We start from the raw sequence: 15,485 nt of genomic DNA on the forward strand, positions 1-15,485 counted from the left end.
AATTCCCGATGATTTTAAGGGCCCCCGCGGCCCCCTCCATGAACCTTCCCGGGATGAAACAGCTCGCGCTCGATATCGGCATTGCGACGGGCCCCAGCTTCGACGCCTTTTTCGCCGGCCCCAACGAGGCGGCTCTGCGGCACCTGCAAGTGTGGGTGGGCGGCGCCGGCAGCCCCGCGCTGCACTCGCCGGTGCCCACCTATCTGTGGGGCGACGGCGGCAGCGGCAAGACCCATCTGCTCGAATCGGTGCGTGTCGCACTGCGCGAGCAGGGCGCCAGCGTGGGCTGGCTGCACGCCGGTCTGCTGGAGCCGCCCGAGTTCGACGAGCGCTGGGGCGCCGTCCTGCTCGACGACGTGCACCTCTACACCGCCGTGCAGCAGCACGCGGCCTTCAACTGGTTCGTCAACGCCCAGACGCTGCAGCGCGGGGTGGTCGCCGCCGGCGCATTGCCGCCGGCCGACCTGCCGCTTCGCGAGGACCTGCGCACCCGCCTCGGCTGGGGCCATGTGTTCCACATGCAGGTGCTCAGCGAAAGCGAACGCCGCGCGGTGCTGCGCCAAGCGGCCGACGCGCGCGGCGTGATGCTGTCGGACGACGTGCTCGACTACATGCTCCACCGCTTCAGCCGCGACCTCGGCAGCCTGATGGAGCTGCTCACGCAGCTCGACGGCTACGCCCTGCAGACGCAACGCGCGATCACCATTCCGCTGATCCGCTCCATGCTCGAGAACGAATAGAAGAGCGAACAAGGCTTCCAACAACAAATGATCAAGAAATTCATCGACAAGCTGCTCGGCAAGGGTGCCGGCGGCACGCAGGGCAAGAGCCGCTTCGGCAAGCGCCAGGAGGTGCCGGCCGAGGTCCACGGAATCGATCCGGCCCTGGTCGACGAGCGTGCGAAGAACGTGGTGACGACGCTTCAGCAGGCAGGCTACGAAGCCTATGTGGTGGGCGGCGCGGTGCGCGACCTGCTGCTGGGCCTGCGCCCCAAGGACTTCGACGTGGCCACCAACGCCACGCCGGAGCAGGTGAAGGCGCTTTTTCGCCGCGCCTTCATCATCGGGCGGCGCTTCCGCATCGTGCACGTGGTGTACGGCCGAGGGCGCGAGCACGAGGTGATCGAGGTCTCGACCTTCCGCGCCTACATGGACAACGCCGCCGCCGAGCAGGTGGCCGGCAACGAGCGCACCAGCAAGGGCGAGCTCGCGAGCATGAAGCACGCGGTGGACGCCAGCGGCCGCGTGCTGCGCGACAACGTCTGGGGTCCGCAGGAAGAAGACGCCGCGCGCCGCGACTTCACCGTGAACGCCATGTACTACGACCCGGCCAACCAGGTGGTGGTGGACTATCACAACGGCATCAAGGACGCCCAGAAGCTCACCCTGCGCATGATCGGCGACCCGGCCACGCGCTACCGCGAAGACCCGGTGCGCATCATCCGCGCCATCCGCTTCTCGGCCAAGCTCGCGGCCCTGGGCTTCAAGCTGGAGGCCAAGACGGCCGCCCCGCTGGTCGAGTCGAGCAAGCTGCTGGCCGACGTGCCGCAGAGCCGTCTCTTCGACGAGATGCTCAAGCTGCTGCAGACCGGCCACGCCATCGCCACGGTCGAGCAGCTCAGGAAGCTCGGCCTGGCCCGCGGCATCTATCCGCTGCTCGACGTGGTGGTGGAGCGCGCCGACCAGCCCTTCGTGAAGGCCGCCCTGCAGGACACCGATCGCCGCGTGGGCGAGGGCAAGCCCGTCGCGCCCAGCTTCCTGCTGGCCTGCGTGCTCTGGGCCGACGTGCGCGACGGCTGGGCCCAGCGCCAGGAAGGCCGCAACGGCCAGCGCGCGCAGCCGCCGTTCCCGGCGCTGCAGGACGCCATCGACGACGTGTTCAATGCGCGCATCGGCGACGTGTCGGGCCGCGGCAAGCTCGCGGCGGACATGCGCGAGATCTGGATGATGCAGCCGCGCTTCGACAAGCGCACCGGCTCCACGCCCTACAGCCTGGTCGAGCAGGCGCGCTTTCGCGCCGCCTTCGACTTCATGCGCCTGCGCGCCGACGTGGGCGAGGTGAGCGAAGCCATCGCCGAGTGGTGGCAGGAATTCAGCACCGCCGACGACGTGCGCCGCACCGACCTGCTGGAGCAGGTGCGCGAGGAGCAGAAGGTGCGCCAGCGCGTGCGGGTGCGCGAGACGCCCCAGCCCCCGAAGCCGCGCGGCGAGCCGGCGGGACGCCGCGCCGCCGATGCGGGTCGGGATGCGGGCCGGAATGACGAGGGCGACGAGGTCGAGACCGCGGCCGTGCCGCCCGATGGGGAAGCCGTGGCGCCGCGCAAGCGCCGGCGCCGGCGCAAGCCGCGCACCGGAGGTGGCGGCGGTGGTGAGGGCGGCGCAAGCGCTGCAGGCGCATGACGAACAAGCCCGACCGGTCCAGGGGCGACGGCAGGAAAGGGAGCGCGCCCCGCGCTCCCTCAGGCAAGCGCGCTGCCACGCCCCCCGCGAAGCGCGCTCCGGCTCGGCCTTCAGGCGGCGCTCCATCTGCGCGCCGTCCGAGGGAGGACTACCCGACCGTGCAGGCCTTCATCGCCATCGGCGCCAACCTGGGCGACGCCCAGGCGGCGGTGAAGGCGGCCATGGAGGCCATCGGCACCATCGAGCGCACCGTGGTCACGGCGCGCTCGTCGCTGTACCGCAGCGCGCCCATCGAATCCTCGGGGCCCGACTACATCAATGCCGTGGTGGCGGTGCGCACCGGCCTGACGGCCGAGGCATTCCTTTCGGAGCTGCAGTTGCTCGAAGAGCAGGCCGGCCGCGAGCGGCCCTTTCCCAACGCGCCGCGCACGCTCGACCTCGACCTGCTGATGCACGGCAATTCGGTGAAGGACACGCCCAAGCTGAGCCTGCCCCATCCCCGCATGCGGGAGCGGGCCTTCGTGCTCAAGCCGCTGGCCGAAATCGCCCCCGACAAGGTGCCGCGCGCGGCGCTGGCGCGGGTTTCGGACCAGGTCATCGAGCGCATCCGCGGCTGACCGGCGGCCGGGCGAGAGCCCGCCCGGCCGGCCCGGTACCGCCCTCCCGGTACACTTGCACGGTTTTTCATCACGCTGTCACACGCTTGTGGCAGGCAAGTCCCGAGATCCCAGGAGAGCGCCACCCATGTTCGGCAAGCTGCTGCCCCGCGAGGGGAATTTTTTTGAGATGTTCAACCAGCACGCCGAGCGCATCGTCGAGGCGGCGCGGGCGTTCGAGCAACTGGTGACCAACTACAGCGACGTGCACCTGCGCGAGCAGTACAACCGCGACGTCGACAACGCCGAGCGCGCCGCCGACCGCGTGACGCACGACGTCAACCGGCTGATCCACAAGACCTTCATCACGCCCATCGACCGCGAGCAGATCCACAAGCTCATCAACACGATGGACGACGTGGCCGACCTGATCCAGGACTCGGCCGAGACCATGGCGCTGTACGACGTGCGCCACATGACCGAGGAAATCGTGCGCCTCACCTCACTGAGCGTGAAGTGCTGCGACCGCCTGAAGGACGCCGTGAAGTTCCTCGGCCGCATCGCCGACCCGGCCGTGGCCGAGGCCACCCTCAAGACCTGCGAGGAGATCGACCGCCTCGAGTCCGACGCCGACCGTGTGATGCGCAGCGCCATGAGCAAGCTGTTCCGCGAGGAGCCCGACGTGCGCGAGGTGATCAAGCTCAAGGCGATCTACGAGCTGCTGGAGACGATCACCGACAAGTGCGAGGACGTGGCCAACGTGATCGAGGGCATCGTCCTCGAGAATTCGTAAGCGGGCAGCGACCGATGGCAACGGTTCAGGTCGCCCTCTGGGTGGTTGTGGTGCTGGTCGCTCTGGCGATCCTGTTCGACTTCATGAACGGATTCCACGACGCCGCCAATTCGATTGCGACGGTGGTCTCCACCGGGGTGCTCCGGCCGGGGCAGGCCGTGGTCTTCGCGGCCTTCTTCAACCTGGTCGCGATCTTCATCTTTCATCTGAGCGTGGCCGCCACGGTGGGCAAGGGCATCGCCCAGCCCGGGGTGGTCGACGTGCACGTGGTGTTCGGCGCGCTCGTCGGCGCCATCAGCTGGAACCTCGTGACCTGGTACTACGGCATTCCGAGCAGCTCGTCGCATGCGCTGATCGGCGGCATCGTGGGCGCCGTGATCGCCAAGACCGGCACCAGCGGCCTCGTCGCCTCCGGCATCTGGAAGACGGTGGCGTTCATTTTTGTCTCCCCGTTGCTGGGCTTCCTGCTGGGCTCGCTGATGATGGTCGTGGTGGCCTGGGGCTTCCGCCGCGCCACTCCGTCGCGCATCGACCGCTGGTTCCGCCGGCTGCAGCTGGTCTCGGCCGGCGCCTACAGCCTGGGCCACGGCGGCAACGACGCGCAGAAGACCATCGGCATCATCTGGATGCTTCTGATCGCCACGGGCTACGCTTCCGCCGGCGAATCGGCGCCTCCGAACTGGGTCATCGTGAGCTGCTATGCCGCGATCGCGCTGGGCACCATGTTCGGCGGCTGGCGCATCGTGAAGACCATGGGCCAGAAGATCACCAAGCTCAAGCCCGTGGGAGGCTTCTGCGCCGAGACCGGCGGCGCGCTGACCCTGTTCCTGGCCACCGCGCTGGGCATTCCGGTGTCGACCACCCACACCATCACTGGCGCCATCGTCGGCGTGGGCTCCACGCAGCGCGCGAGCGCGGTGCGCTGGGGCGTGGCGGGGAACATCGTCTGGGCCTGGATCTTCACGATCCCGGCTTCGGCGTTCGTGGCGGCTATTGCTTACTGGATCAGCATGCAGCTGTTCTGACGGCGGCTACTGCGAAATCTTCCGCCCCTCTTCGATCTGGTGCTCGAAGTAGCGCTGGAAGCTGAAGACGATGCTGGCCATCAGGATCGTGCTGCCGAAGAAGAGGGCCAGCACGACGGCGCCGATGGTGAACCAGTTGGTGCGGCCGGGTTCGGCATCCGCCGGGGCGCTGGCGTTGAAGCGGGCGTTCCACTTCTCGGGTGTCATGAGGCCGTAGACGATGGCCATCAGCGCGCAGCCGGCGATGGTGAAGCCCAGCAGCGGGATCAGCGCCCAGCTCAATCCGTCGTCCACGCCGTACATGCGCACGCGCTCGATGCCGTAGACGCCCAGCGCGGTGGGAATGGGCAGCAGCCAGCCGAGCCAGTCGCCCATGCCGCGCAGGTAGAAACGGTGCAGCCCCAGGGGGCCGCCGAGGAAGGAAAGCCAGGCGGCAACGGTCTTGTTTTTCATTCGGGTCTGGTGGTGCTGCCTTCGCCGAGCACCTTTTCCATCAATACGACGTCGCGCCATTCGCCGAACTTCCAGCCACAGTCCTTCAGCACGCCGACGTGCGAGAAGCCCTGGCTGCGATGCACGCCGATGGAGCCCGCGTTGGCCGAGTCGCCGATCACCGCGATCAGCTTGCGCACGCCCGCTGCCTCGGCTGCCTGCGACAGCGCCGCCAGCAGCTTGGCGCCCAGACCCTTGCCGCGTGCTGACTCCGACACGTAGATCGAGTCTTCTGCAGAGAAACGGTATGCGGGGCGTGGCTTGAACCAGTTGCAGTAGGCAAAACCCAACACTTTTCCGTCTTCCTCGGCAACCAGGTACGGCAGGTTCCTGGAGAGCACGTCCGCGCGGCGGGCGGCCATGTCGCTGGGGGAGGGAGGCTCTGTCTCGAAGGTGCCGGTGCCGTGCAGCACGTGGTGGGCGTAGATGGCCGTGACGGCCGCGATGTCTGCTTCGGTACAGGGGCGGATGGCGAGGGGCATGCGGGTGAAACGGATGGCGTGAGGCCGGAATTCGGACAAAAACGCGGGTCGGGCTATAATCGCGGGCTTTTCAGCGTGTCGCTGGCCGGGTGGCCAGTCGCGTGTCTCGACGCTGGAAGAACATTGTGAGCGGGCCTTTTCCAATCCACGAGGCCTGCTGACCACCCAAGGATAAATCATGGTCGTCATTCGACTCTCCCGCGGCGGCTCCAAAGGCCGTCCGTTCTTCAACATCGTCGTGTCGGACAAGCGCGTTCGCCGCGATGGCCGTTTCATCGAGCGTCTGGGCTTCTACAACCCGATCGCCAAGGAAAACGAAGAAAGCATCCGTATCGCCCAGGACCGCCTGGCGTACTGGAAGAGCGTCGGCGCACAAGCTTCGCCGACCGTTCTGCGCCTGATCAAGCAAGCTGCAGCCGCAGCTCCCAAGGCGGCCGCCTAAGCCGCCCGCACGGCGATGCTGCCCGCACTCGAAGCCGCCGAATTGCCGGCGGATGCGATCGAAGTAGGGCGCATCGCCGATGCCTGGGGCATCAAGGGCTGGTTCAAGGTCCTGCCCCACAGCGCCCAGCCCGAGGCGCTCTTCTCATCGAAGCGCTGGTTCCTGCAGGCTCCCGGAGCCTCGGCGAGCACAGCCTTCCGGCTCGCGATCCGCGAAGCCAAGGAACATTCCGACTGCATCGTCGCCACGTCCGTGGACGTGCCCGACCGCAACGCCGCCGAGGCGCTGCGCGGCGCGCGCGTGTTCGTGCCGCGCTCCAGCTTTCCGACGGCCGGCGACGACGAGTACTACTGGGTCGACCTGATCGGCCTGTCCGTGGTCAACCGCGAAGGAGTGGCGCTCGGCACGGTGCGCGAGCTGCTCGCAACCGGCCCGCAGACCACTCTGGTGCTTGCCGCCGAAGAAGGCGGCAAGGCCATCGAGCGGATGGTGCCCTTCGTCTCGGCTTTCATCGACAAGGTCGACTTGCCCGGGCGCCTCATCTCCGTCGACTGGCAGCCGGACTACTGACCGGCGCCCCGCGCGGCATGCGCTTCGACGTTCTCACGCTCTTTCCCGAACTTTTCGCGCCCTTCATGGCCAGCGGCGTGACGCGCCGCGCCTACGAGTCGAAGCAGGTCGAAGTGGTGCTGTGGAATCCGCGCGACTTCGCGCAGGGCAACTACAAGCGCGTGGACGACCGGCCGTTCGGCGGTGGTCCCGGCATGGTCATGATGGCCGAGCCGCTGTCCGACTGCCTCGACGCGGCGCTGGCCGCGCGTGGAACCGAAGCGCCGGTCATCCTGTTTTCTCCCATCGGCGAGGTGCTGCGGCATGAGGTGGTCGAGCGCTGGTCGGCAAGCGAGGGCGCCGTGCTGGTGTGCGGCCGCTACGAGGGCATCGACCAGCGTTTCATCGATGCGCGCGTCACCCACCAGATCAGCCTTGGCGATTTCGTGCTTTCCGGTGGCGAGATCGCGGCCATGGCGCTGCTCGATGCGGTGGCGCGGCTGCAGCCGGGCGTGCTCGGGGACGAGGCCAGCCATGTGCAGGACAGCTTCAATCCGGCACTCGACGGCCTCCTCGACTGCCCGCATTACACGCGGCCCGAGCAATGGAACGGGCAGGGCGTGCCCGCGCCGTTGCTCTCGGGCCATCACGCGCAGATCGAGCGCTGGCGGCGCGACCAGCGCCTTGCCATCACGGCCGGGCGGCGCCCCGAGCTCATCGACGCGGCCCGTGCGGCGGGACGTCTTGGCAAGGCCGATGAGGCCGCGCTGAAAAAAAAGCTATAATCCCGGGTTCCCCGATCCTCTGTCCGGCCGCGCCCGGTCTTCCCATGGAAGCCAAAGGCGCCTTTTGTGTAGCCCGGCACGATCGAATTTCAGGAAATCATGAACCTCATCCAGACCCTCGAGCAGGAAGAAATCGCCCGTCTCGGCAAGACCATCCCCGAATTCATGCCCGGTGACACGGTCATCGTCAGCGTGAACGTCGTCGAAGGCACCCGCAAGCGCGTGCAGGCCTACGAAGGCGTCGTGATCGCCAAGCGCAACCGTGGCCTGAACAGCGGCTTCACCGTTCGCAAGATCTCCAGCGGCGAAGGCGTGGAGCGTACCTTCCAGACCTACAGCCCGCTGATCGCCGGCATCGAAGTCAAGCGCCGTGGCGATGTGCGCCGCGCCAAGCTGTACTACCTGCGCGACCGCAGCGGCCGTTCGGCACGCATCAAGGAAAAGCTGCCGAGCAAGTCGACGGCTGCGACGGCCGCGTAAAGCAGCCTTCCTGTCGTGCAAGAAAAGCCGCCGTTCTGGCGGCTTTTTGCGTTGTTGCCCCCGCTCAACGACAACTTTCCGTTTTTCCGCTCTACTTCCGTTCTGTTTCACTCAACCCCGACCCCGGTACCTTTCATCTCTTGACCAACTCATCCATTTACCCGCAGGCCGCCTCCGCCGAAATCGTCAACGCCGTGGCGCCGCCCACGCTGATGCAATTCGACCCGCGCAAGGTGCCCTTCGTGGCTGGTGAGGTCGAGGGACTGCCGCCGGTGGCTGCGGAGCAGCTGACGGCACAGGCGCTGCGCACGCGTTTCGCCACCCCTCCCGTCTGGACGCCCGAGTTGCGCCGCGAGCCGCGCATGACCGATCGCGTTCCGGCCCAGGCTGCAGTGCTGGTGCCGATCGTGCAGCGTCCGGAGGGTGCGACCGTGCTGCTCACCGAGCGAACCTCGAACCTGTCGACCCACTCGGGCCAGGTCGCCTTTCCCGGCGGCCGCGTCGATCCGGAAGACGCCAACATCGCCGCCGCCGCCTTGCGCGAAGCCTGGGAGGAAGTCGGCCTCTCGGCCCGATACATCGAGGTGCTCGGCAGCCTGCCGACGTACACGACCGTGACCTCCTTTATCGTGACGCCGGTTGTCGCGCTGGTGCAGCCCGATTTCGAGCTGACCATCAACCCCTACGAGGTTGCCGATGCCTTCGAGGTGCCGCTCGCCTGGCTGATGGATCCGGCCAATCATCGTCACCACACCGTGCCAGCACCCGACGGCACACGGCGCCAGTGGTACTCCATGCCTTACCAGGACGGCCCGGACGAGCGCTTCGTGTGGGGCGCGACCGCCGGCATGCTGCGCAATCTCTACCGTTTTCTGGCGGCTTGAGCCCAGCCTGAATGCGACCTGAACCTTCAGGCGCTCTCGCTATCATCGAAGGATGAGCTTTTTTGCCATCCTGTGCGCGCTGCTGATCGAGCAGGTGCGGCCGCTGGGCCCGCACAACCCCGTGTACGGCGCGGTACTTGCGTGGACGCGCTGGACCAGCCGCAACTTCGACGCGGGCAAGCCGCATCACGGATGGATCGCATGGGGGCTCGCTGTATTCGTGCCCACGATTGGCGCACTCGGCGTGCACTGGCTTCTGGTACTTACGCTCGGCCTTCCTTTCGCGGTGCTCTGGAGCATCGCGGTGCTCTACGTCACACTGGGCTTCCGGCAGTTCAGCCACCATTTCACCGACATCCGCGACGCGCTCGACGAAGGCGACGAGCCCCTGGCGCGCTCGCTGCTGGCGCACTGGCAGGGTGTCGACGCGGCAGATCTGCCGCGCAGCGAGATCGTGCGCCACGTCATCGAGCATTCGGTGATCGCCGCGCACCGCCACGTGTTCGGCGTGCTCGCATGGTTCTCGATCATCGCGGCCGTCGGCCTCGGGCCCGCAGGCGCCGTGTTCTACCGGATGAGCGAGTTCGTCTCGCGCTACTGGGCACACAAGAACGGCGCCGCGGTCCAGCCTTCCAGTGTTTCGGTGCAAGAGGCCGCAGACCGCGCCTGGCACGCCATCGACTGGCTGCCCGCGCGCATCACTGCGCTGGGCTTCGCGGTGGTCGGCAGCTTCGAGGAAGCGATCGACTGCTGGCGCAACGACGCGCAACGCTTTCCCAACGAGAACGACGGGGTGATCCTCGCGGCCACCTCGGGAGCGGTCAATGTGCGTCTGGGCGGAGGCTCGCTGCGGCCGATCCCGGTTGCCGACCCGCTGCCGCGCGCCCAGGCCGGTGAATCGCTGGCCGATGGGCTCCGCACCGACAGCGGCAGCACGCCGGGCCGCGAACCCGAGCCAGGGCATCTGCGCAGCGTCGTGGGCCTTGTCTGGCGCTCGGTGGTGATGTGGATGGTGCTGCTGGCCCTGCTGACCCTGGCTCGCCTGCTCGGCTGAGCGAAAGCGAAGCCATGACCCAGCAACAGCAACAGCCGGTACCGGCCTTATGGAGCCCCCGGATCGCCGCGCTCGAGCCCTATGTGCCCGGCGAGCAGCCGCGCATCGCGAACCTCGTCAAGCTCAACACCAACGAGAACCCGTATCCGCCGTCGCCGGTTGCGGTGGAAGCCATCCGCCGCGCCGCCGAAGACGGCCTGGAGCGCTACCCGGATCCCACCTCGCTCGCGCTGCGCGAGGCCGTCGCCCGCCGGCATGGCCTGGAGCCCGGCGAGGTCTTCGCCGGCAATGGTTCCGACGAGGTGCTCGCGCACGCCTTCTTCGCGTTCTTCCAGCAGGCCGCCCCCCTGCTGATGCCGGACGTGAGCTACAGCTTCTATAAGGTCTATGCGCAGCTCTACGGCATTGCCTGCGAGCAGCAGCCCGTGGACGAGGGCCTGGGCATCGACATCGATGCACTCGCGGTTCGTGCGCGCCGGGGATGCGCGGGCATCGTCATCGCGAATCCGAACGCGCCGACGGGCATCGGACTGCCGCTGTCGCGCATCGAGCAATTGCTCGAAGCCTGCCCGGATCGCGTGGTACTGGTCGACGAGGCGTATGTCGACTTCGGTGGCGAGAGCGCGCTGCCGCTGATCCGCAAGTACCCCAACCTGCTCGTGGTCCAAACCCTCTCGAAGTCGCGCGCATTGGCCGGCTTGCGCGTGGGCTTTGCCTGCGGGCAGGCGCACCTGATCGACGCCCTGGTCCGCGTCAAGGACAGCTTCAATTCGTACCCGCTCGACCGGCTGGCCTCGGCGGGCGCCATCGCCGCGCTCGAGGACGAAGCCTGGTTCCGCGAGGCCTGCGGCAAGATCGTCGACACTCGCGAGGGCCTGACCCTCCAGCTCGAGGACCTGGGCTTCGAAGTGCTGCCCTCGCAGACCAACTTCGTCTTCGCGCGCCACCCGAAGCGCGATGCGGCCGAACTGGCCGCCTCGCTGCGCGAGCGCGCGGTGCTGGTGCGGCACTTCAGGCAGCCGCGCATCGCGCAGTACCTGCGCATCAGCATCGGTACGCGGGAGCAATGCAGCGTGCTCGTGCAGCGGCTGCAGGACATCCTCGACTCGACTCCATGAAAGATACCCAACCCATGCCGGTCCAGGACTCCGATCCGCGCGCCGAGGCTTGCGCCGCCTTCTGGGAGGCCGTGAGCACCCGGCTCGAAAGCCTGCGGGCCTTGCCTGCCCGTGAGCTGATGGAGGGGCTGAACCAGCTGCTGGAGCCCCATTTCCCGAGGCTGGCGGCCGAGGTGGCCGGCGATCCGCCTGTCTTCAAGCTCGTGCTGACCGCCCATGGCTCGGTGGACGACTTCGAGGACCTGATGATGCTGGTGCAGTCCAGCCCCAGGCTGCCGCGTGTGGAGGTGGAAGCCTTCCGCCAGCGCGCGAGCGATGGCTTCGGCATGCGCATGAACAACTTCGAACTGGCGAGCTCCGAGGTGCTGGTCAAGCATGAGCCCTACCGCGGGCGGGTGGCGCTGGAGATCGGCTTCGCCAAGCCGATCCCGATGGACATGCAGGACCACGCACGCCACATGAGCCTCATCATGCTCGACCACATCCTGGGCGAGTACGACTTCGCTGTGAAGGTGGGCGCGGTCGATTACGTGGAGGCCGATGCGCAGGCTGGTTTCAAGGGCGTGCCGCTGGACGATTTCGTCCCCCTGTTCGACGCCTGCTGGCGGGACGAACTGGGCCACACCGGCGTGTTCGCGCCGGGCGAGCATGCCTGGTCGGGCGTGAGCGCGACGCGCACGGCCGAGGACGGCCGCGAGATCGAGATGATCGTGATGCGCAACGACAGCGCCACTGCGCTGGTGGGCCGTGCCGACCTGTGCCATCGCCTGTCCGTGGCGGTTCCGGTCGAATCGGGCGAGGAGCTGGAAGAGGCTCGCGGCTATGAAGACCGGCTGACTGCGCGGCTGCAGGTGCACGAGGCCGGCTGCTGCACTCACGTGGTGCTGGAGGAGGGCGTGCGCACCATCCACTTCCAGGTGACCGATCCGGACAGCGCGATCACGCAGGCTCAATCGCTGCAGGACGACATGGATCTGGCTGCGACGATGGAACTGGTCTTCGACCCGACCTGGCAGTCGTACCGGGTCTGGCTCGGCTGAGCCTGCGGCCGGCTGCGCTCAGTAGCGCTTCTGGCTGAGTTCTTCGAACAGTTCGCCGTAGATCCTGTAGCGGCTCGCGCTGATGGCGCCCGGCACGTCGGCGGTTTCCACGTTCGCGATCACGCCGCAGCCCGGCTCGTGCAGGTGCGTGCAGTTGTAGAACTTGCAGTCGCCTGCGTGCTCGGCGATGTCCGGCATGAGGCTGGCGAGCTGCATCGGCGCGATGTGGTTCAGGCCGAATTCCTGGAAGCCCGGCGAATCGATCAGGCCGGTGGTGCGGGCCTCGTCGATCCAGTACCAGGTGGTGCTCGTGGTGGTGTGCTTGCCGGAGTTGAGCGCCTGCGAGATTTCCTGCGTCAGCACGGCCGCGCCAGGCACCAGCAGGTTGGTCAGCGTGCTCTTGCCCGAGCCGGACGGGCCCAGTACCAGGGTGGACTTGCCGGCGAGCAGCTTCATCAGCGAGGCGCGGTCCGCCTCCGCCGAAGCCTTCAGCGACAGCGGCAGCACGCCGTGGTGCATGCGTCGATAGGGCGCCAGCCTCGCCCAGGCGCGCTCGAAGGGCTCGACCAGATCGCTCTTGTTCAACGCGATGATGGGCGCGATGCGCTCGGCCTCGGCGGCGATCAGCGCGCGGGCCAGCTGGTGTTCGGAAAACTCCGGCTCGGCCGCGATCAGGATCAGCACATGGTCGAGATTGGCCGCGAATGACTTGGTGCGGATCTCGTCCTGGCGGTAGAAGAGATTGCGCCGCGGCAGCACCTGCTCGATGGTGCCTTCGTCCTCGCTGGCCTGCCAGTGGACGCGGTCGCCGACCACGGCCTGGCTCTTCTTGCCGCGCGGATGGCAGATCAGCCGTTCGCCTGCGGGTGTTTCGACGAGGCAGTGGCGCCCGTGGCTGGCGACGACGAGGCCTTCGTGGAGTGCCTTCGCAGCGGCGGCTGCGGGCGCGGCGCGGCCGGGCTTAGCCAAGAGCGCCTTCCATCAGGCGGCGGGCGCGGCGCCGACCAGCGCGTCGGCCTGGCGGGCGCAGTCGAAGTCGGTGGTCGAGAGACCGCCCACGTCGTGCGTGTTGAAGCGCACCACGCAGCGGTTGTAGTGCACCGACAGGTCGGGATGATGATCTTGCGTGTGCGCCACGAAGGCGAGGGCGTTCACGAAGGCGATGGTCTCGAAGTAGTTGGCGAAGCTGAAAGTCTTCTCGATGGCGACATCGGCGCCGTCGCCCGTGAGCCTCCAGCCGTCGAGGCGCGCCAGGCCCGAGACGATCTTGGTGGCGCTCAGCGCCTTGCGCGGAGGGAGGTTCTTCCAGTCCTTGGGATTGAACATGCTGCTCATGATGGGCTTCTTCGAGTGAGGGGCGCGGCCGGGTCAGGCCGGGGCTGCCATGCGCGCGAGGCGCTCGGAGGCCGGGGGATGCGAATAGTAGAACTTGACGAACACCGGGTCGGGCGTGAGCGTCGAAGCGTTGTCCTGGTAGAGCTTGAGCAGGGCGGCCGACAGGTCGGCGCCGCTGGTCTGGGCCACCGCGTAGGCGTCGGCCTCGAACTCGTGCTTGCGCGACAGCAGCGCGGGCAGCGGCGCCACGAAGAAGCCGAACACCGGCACGGCGAGCATGAACAGCAGCAGCGCCAGCGCGCTGTTGGGCGCCGTCATGTTGGGCTGCACGCCCAGGCCGGCATAGAACCAGACCTGCGTCGACACCCAGCCCAGCAGGGCGAAACCAGCCAGGCTCAGCGCGAACATCGCAATCAGCCGCTTGACGATGTGACGGTGCTTGAAGTGCCCCAGCTCGTGCGCGAGCACTGCTTCGACCTCGCCGGCATTCAACTGGCGCAGCAGCGTGTCATAGAACACCACGCGCTTGCTGGCGCCGAAGCCGGTGAAGTAGGCGTTGGCATGGGCGCTGCGCGTGCTGCCGTCCATCACGAACAGGCCCTTGGCCGCGAAGCCGCAGCGCTTCATGAGGGCCGTTACGCGTTCCTTGAGCGTGGGGTCGTCCAGCGGCTGGAACTTGTTGAACAACGGCGCGATGAAGGTCGGGTAGATCAGCATCAGCAGCAGGTTGAAGCCCATCCAGGCGCCCCAGGCCCACAGCCACCACAGCTGGCCGGCCGCGCCCATGAGCCAGAGGATCAGGGCGGCGATGGGCAGTCCGATCACCGCGCCCAGGAGCGTGGATTTGAGCGTGTCCGCCAGCCAGAGCTTCCAGGTCATCTTGTTGAAGCCGAAGCGCTCCTCGAGCCTGAAGGTCTGCCAGAGCGTGAAGGGCAGCTCGAGCAGCCCGCCGATGGCCGCGAAGGCTGCCAGCAGCACCAGTTGCTGCACCATGCCGCCGCCGATCCAGCCCAGCAGGAGCTTGTTGAGCAGGTCAAGTCCGCCGAGCAGGGTCCAGCCGAGCAGCAGCGCCGCGCTCCATGCCATCTCGACCAGGCCGAATCGCGCCTTGGCGATCGTGTAGTCGGCCGCCTTCTGGTGCGCGGCGAGGGTGATGGTCTGCGCGAAAGCGGCTGGTACGGTGCCGCGGTGCTGCGCCACATGACGGACCTGCCGCGTGGCCAGCCAGAACTTCACGAGCAGGCCCGCGACGATCGCGGCCGCGAAGGCGATGGTGAAGATGAGCGAATAGGACATGGATCAGCGAGTTTAGCCCTCGCTATCCGGGGCCGCAGCCCTTCGACGACAATCCTGCGATGCCTGAATCCCTTGACCCGACGCCCTCCGCAGCCGCCCCGACCCTGAAGAAAAGCGACCAGAACCTGGTCTGGCTGGACTGCGAAATGAGCGGTCTGGACCCCGAGAAAGAGCGCCTGCTCGAAATCGCCGTGGTCGTGACCGGCCCCGATCTCACACCCCGCATCGACGGCCCCGTGCTGGTCATTCACCAGAGCGACGCCGTGCTCGACGGCATGGACGCCTGGAACAAGGGCACCCATGGCCGCAGCGGGCTGATCGACAAGGTCAAGGCGTCCACGCTCGACGAAGCCGCGGCTGAACAGCAGCTGCTGGAATTCATCGCCAAGTACATTCCGCGCAGCGGTTCGCCCATGTGCGGCAACACCATCGGGCAGGACCGGCGTTTCCTCGTCAAGTTCATGCCCAAGCTGGAGGCGTATTTCCACTACCGCAATCTCGACGTGAGCACGCTGAAGGAACTGGCCAAGCGCTGGAAGCCGGCGGCCTACAACAGCTTCAAAAAGCAGCAGGCGCACACGGCGCTGGCGGATGTGCACGAGTCCATCGAGGAACTGGCGCACTATCGAGAGACCTTCCTGCGCCTGGCAGATTGAACAAGGCCAAGGATTAGGTAAAAACCCGAATCCGTGCCATAATCGCAGGCTTCGCTGGC

19 protein-coding genes are annotated in these 15,485 nt (G+C 67.3%); 14 read left to right on the forward strand and 5 right to left on the reverse strand.

The genetic code is table 11. The annotated features are described in order from the left end of the window. The first annotated feature begins 53 nt into the window (after positions 1-53). The 5 genes from hda (at position 54) to ABL838_RS08480 (ending at position 4,813) form a co-directional block, all read left to right on the forward strand. The gene (hda, locus tag ABL838_RS08460; protein WP_301506698.1) at positions 54-740 is read left to right on the forward strand and encodes a DnaA regulatory inactivator Hda; all 687 of its coding nucleotides are present in this window, start codon (positions 54-56) and stop codon (positions 738-740) included. A 27-nt stretch (positions 741-767) separates the two neighbouring features. Beyond that, a complete protein-coding gene (gene pcnB, locus ABL838_RS08465; RefSeq protein ID WP_418125040.1) occupies positions 768-2,399 on the forward strand; it encodes a polynucleotide adenylyltransferase PcnB in 1,632 nt (543 codons plus the stop codon). 158 nt (positions 2,400-2,557) lie between these two features. Next, complete coding sequence (gene folK / locus ABL838_RS08470) at positions 2,558-3,016, forward strand: 2-amino-4-hydroxy-6-hydroxymethyldihydropteridine diphosphokinase (RefSeq protein WP_126022933.1); 459 nt, start codon at positions 2,558-2,560, stop codon at positions 3,014-3,016. Positions 3,017-3,143: 127 nt separating this feature from the next. Beyond that, a complete protein-coding gene (locus ABL838_RS08475) occupies positions 3,144-3,788 on the forward strand; it encodes a DUF47 domain-containing protein (protein WP_126022731.1) in 645 nt (214 codons plus the stop codon). A gap of 14 nt (positions 3,789-3,802) precedes the next feature. Continuing rightward, on the forward strand, positions 3,803-4,813 hold the full coding sequence (locus tag ABL838_RS08480) for an inorganic phosphate transporter (RefSeq protein ID WP_126022732.1): 1,011 nt from the start codon (positions 3,803-3,805) through the stop codon (positions 4,811-4,813). 6 nt (positions 4,814-4,819) lie between these two features. On the opposite strand, the gene ABL838_RS08485 is transcribed toward ABL838_RS08480, so the two are convergent. Next, a complete protein-coding gene (locus ABL838_RS08485) occupies positions 4,820-5,266 on the reverse strand; it encodes a TM2 domain-containing protein (RefSeq protein WP_184635628.1) in 447 nt (148 codons plus the stop codon). After that, positions 5,263-5,787 (reverse strand): GNAT family N-acetyltransferase, encoded by a 525-nt coding sequence (locus tag ABL838_RS08490; protein WP_126022735.1) that lies wholly within the window; start codon positions 5,785-5,787, stop codon positions 5,263-5,265. The genes ABL838_RS08485 and ABL838_RS08490 overlap by 4 nt, the downstream gene beginning before the upstream one ends. Positions 5,788-5,965: 178 nt before the next feature. Between ABL838_RS08490 and rpsP the strand changes: the two genes are divergently transcribed. The 8 genes from rpsP to ABL838_RS08530 all read left to right on the forward strand — a co-directional run bounded on the left by rpsP (position 5,966) and on the right by ABL838_RS08530 (position 12,139). Next, positions 5,966-6,229, forward strand: a complete 264-nt coding sequence (rpsP, locus tag ABL838_RS08495; RefSeq protein WP_028259818.1) for a 30S ribosomal protein S16 — start codon at positions 5,966-5,968, stop codon at positions 6,227-6,229. A gap of 15 nt (positions 6,230-6,244) precedes the next feature. Further along, positions 6,245-6,799, forward strand: a complete 555-nt coding sequence (gene rimM / locus ABL838_RS08500; protein WP_418125041.1) for a ribosome maturation factor RimM — start codon at positions 6,245-6,247, stop codon at positions 6,797-6,799. Positions 6,800-6,816: 17 nt separating this feature from the next. Further along, positions 6,817-7,563, forward strand: a complete 747-nt coding sequence (trmD, locus tag ABL838_RS08505; RefSeq protein ID WP_184635634.1) for a tRNA (guanosine(37)-N1)-methyltransferase TrmD — start codon at positions 6,817-6,819, stop codon at positions 7,561-7,563. Between the two features lie 99 nt (positions 7,564-7,662). Then, complete coding sequence (gene rplS / locus ABL838_RS08510; RefSeq protein ID WP_026346370.1) at positions 7,663-8,043, forward strand: 50S ribosomal protein L19; 381 nt, start codon at positions 7,663-7,665, stop codon at positions 8,041-8,043. 140 nt (positions 8,044-8,183) lie between these two features. Next, entirely contained in the window at positions 8,184-8,927 is a 744-nt protein-coding gene (locus ABL838_RS08515) for a CoA pyrophosphatase (RefSeq protein WP_418125042.1), read from the forward strand. Positions 8,928-8,979: 52 nt separating this feature from the next. Further along, positions 8,980-9,981 (forward strand): CobD/CbiB family protein, encoded by a 1,002-nt coding sequence (locus ABL838_RS08520; RefSeq protein WP_418125043.1) that lies wholly within the window; start codon positions 8,980-8,982, stop codon positions 9,979-9,981. A 14-nt stretch (positions 9,982-9,995) separates the two neighbouring features. Next, entirely contained in the window at positions 9,996-11,099 is a 1,104-nt protein-coding gene (gene hisC, locus ABL838_RS08525) for a histidinol-phosphate transaminase (RefSeq protein ID WP_418125044.1), read from the forward strand. Continuing rightward, entirely contained in the window at positions 11,096-12,139 is a 1,044-nt protein-coding gene (locus ABL838_RS08530) for a hypothetical protein (protein WP_260319194.1), read from the forward strand. Before hisC ends, ABL838_RS08530 begins: the two co-directional genes overlap by 4 nt. Positions 12,140-12,157: 18 nt before the next feature. On the opposite strand, the gene rsgA is transcribed toward ABL838_RS08530, so the two are convergent. The 3 genes from rsgA to ABL838_RS08545 are packed head-to-tail and all read right to left on the reverse strand — an operon-like array spanning position 12,158 to position 14,770. After that, entirely contained in the window at positions 12,158-13,108 is a 951-nt protein-coding gene (gene rsgA / locus ABL838_RS08535) for a ribosome small subunit-dependent GTPase A (protein WP_126022744.1), read from the reverse strand. Between the two features lie 12 nt (positions 13,109-13,120). After that, a complete protein-coding gene (locus tag ABL838_RS08540) occupies positions 13,121-13,474 on the reverse strand; it encodes a 4a-hydroxytetrahydrobiopterin dehydratase (RefSeq protein WP_418125045.1) in 354 nt (117 codons plus the stop codon). Between the two features lie 33 nt (positions 13,475-13,507). Continuing rightward, positions 13,508-14,770 carry a M48 family metallopeptidase gene (locus tag ABL838_RS08545; protein WP_126022746.1) on the reverse strand — a complete coding sequence of 421 codons (1,263 nt, stop codon included), beginning with the start codon at positions 14,768-14,770 and terminating at the stop codon, positions 13,508-13,510. A 59-nt stretch (positions 14,771-14,829) separates the two neighbouring features. Between ABL838_RS08545 and orn the strand changes: the two genes are divergently transcribed. Further along, positions 14,830-15,426, forward strand: a complete 597-nt coding sequence (gene orn / locus ABL838_RS08550; protein WP_369659200.1) for an oligoribonuclease — start codon at positions 14,830-14,832, stop codon at positions 15,424-15,426. Positions 15,427-15,485 lie beyond the last annotated feature (59 nt).

It is taken from the genome of Variovorax sp. 160MFSha2.1 (genome assembly GCF_048305075.1).
In the GTDB taxonomy this organism is placed as follows: Bacteria; Pseudomonadota; Gammaproteobacteria; order Burkholderiales; family Burkholderiaceae_C; genus Variovorax; species Variovorax guangxiensis.

What these genes read in the sequence shown, in the direction of transcription:
- rplS (WP_026346370.1), top strand. Translation starts at nt 7,663, where the DNA reads ATGAACCTCATCCAGACCCTCGAGCAGGAAGAAATCGCCCGTCTCGGC.
- rimM (WP_418125041.1), top strand. Translation starts at nt 6,245, where the DNA reads ATGCTGCCCGCACTCGAAGCCGCCGAATTGCCGGCGGATGCGATCGAA.
- ABL838_RS08485 (WP_184635628.1), bottom strand. Translation starts at nt 5,266, where the DNA reads ATGAAAAACAAGACCGTTGCCGCCTGGCTTTCCTTCCTCGGCGGCCCC.
- ABL838_RS08480 (WP_126022732.1), top strand. Translation starts at nt 3,803, where the DNA reads ATGGCAACGGTTCAGGTCGCCCTCTGGGTGGTTGTGGTGCTGGTCGCT.
- ABL838_RS08530 (WP_260319194.1), top strand. Translation starts at nt 11,096, where the DNA reads ATGAAAGATACCCAACCCATGCCGGTCCAGGACTCCGATCCGCGCGCC.
- ABL838_RS08540 (WP_418125045.1), bottom strand. Translation starts at nt 13,474, where the DNA reads ATGAGCAGCATGTTCAATCCCAAGGACTGGAAGAACCTCCCTCCGCGC.
- rpsP (WP_028259818.1), top strand. Translation starts at nt 5,966, where the DNA reads ATGGTCGTCATTCGACTCTCCCGCGGCGGCTCCAAAGGCCGTCCGTTC.
- pcnB (WP_418125040.1), top strand. Translation starts at nt 768, where the DNA reads ATGATCAAGAAATTCATCGACAAGCTGCTCGGCAAGGGTGCCGGCGGC.
- hisC (WP_418125044.1), top strand. Translation starts at nt 9,996, where the DNA reads ATGACCCAGCAACAGCAACAGCCGGTACCGGCCTTATGGAGCCCCCGG.
- trmD (WP_184635634.1), top strand. Translation starts at nt 6,817, where the DNA reads ATGCGCTTCGACGTTCTCACGCTCTTTCCCGAACTTTTCGCGCCCTTC.
- ABL838_RS08490 (WP_126022735.1), bottom strand. Translation starts at nt 5,787, where the DNA reads ATGCCCCTCGCCATCCGCCCCTGTACCGAAGCAGACATCGCGGCCGTC.
- ABL838_RS08475 (WP_126022731.1), top strand. Translation starts at nt 3,144, where the DNA reads ATGTTCGGCAAGCTGCTGCCCCGCGAGGGGAATTTTTTTGAGATGTTC.
- hda (WP_301506698.1), top strand. Translation starts at nt 54, where the DNA reads ATGAAACAGCTCGCGCTCGATATCGGCATTGCGACGGGCCCCAGCTTC.
- orn (WP_369659200.1), top strand. Translation starts at nt 14,830, where the DNA reads ATGCCTGAATCCCTTGACCCGACGCCCTCCGCAGCCGCCCCGACCCTG.
- ABL838_RS08545 (WP_126022746.1), bottom strand. Translation starts at nt 14,770, where the DNA reads ATGTCCTATTCGCTCATCTTCACCATCGCCTTCGCGGCCGCGATCGTC.
- ABL838_RS08520 (WP_418125043.1), top strand. Translation starts at nt 8,980, where the DNA reads ATGAGCTTTTTTGCCATCCTGTGCGCGCTGCTGATCGAGCAGGTGCGG.